The organism is Cyanobium sp. NIVA-CYA 375, from assembly GCF_056108345.1.
Genome location: NZ_JBSYHW010000448.1, coordinates 1 through 507, shown reverse-complemented (window position 1 = coordinate 507; position 507 = coordinate 1). Strand labels below are relative to the sequence as shown.

Sequence of the window (507 nt, the reverse complement as noted above, 5' to 3'; positions counted from 1 at the left end):
CGGCGGGGTCGGGGTGCTGAGTGGGCTGATGACCGGCTACGCCGGAATGCCCGGACCGCCGGTGGTGCCCTATTATGTCGGCCGCCACCTTCCGCGCGAGACCGCCAAGGCCTCGATGATGCTGGTGTTCACCATGGCTGGATTCGCCGGAATCGTGTCGGGTGCCATGCTCGGCATTGTCCGGACCGAATTGGCCCTGTTCGCCGCTGCCCTGTTTCCGACAGTGCTGCTGGGCAACTGGCTTGGCGCCCGGGCGTCCGACCGGGTGAGCGACCCGCTGTGGCGCGCCTTCGTGGGGTTGGTGCTGGGAGGGGCGGCGATTGCCGCGGTGCTCAGACTGTTCTGATCAGTACGGCAAGGGAGTGCGCGCGAACACCAGCGCCAGGCCGCAACCGATCACCAGCCACGGCCGCACTGCATCGATCCAGTCGGGCGCGGCGGTGGTCAGGGCTAGGGTGAGTGCACGCTGCATTGCCGCAGCCTTGCGCCCCGACCGGTAAACGAAAT

1 protein-coding gene is annotated in these 507 nt (G+C 67.9%); it reads left to right on the top strand.

Annotation, left to right across the window (positions count from 1 at the left end; translation table 11 throughout):
• The coding region (locus AC01FP_RS19050; RefSeq protein ID WP_474482548.1) for a TSUP family transporter at positions 1-346 on the top strand (346 nt) is incomplete at its 5' end.
• Between the last annotated feature and the right edge of the window lie 161 nt (positions 347-507).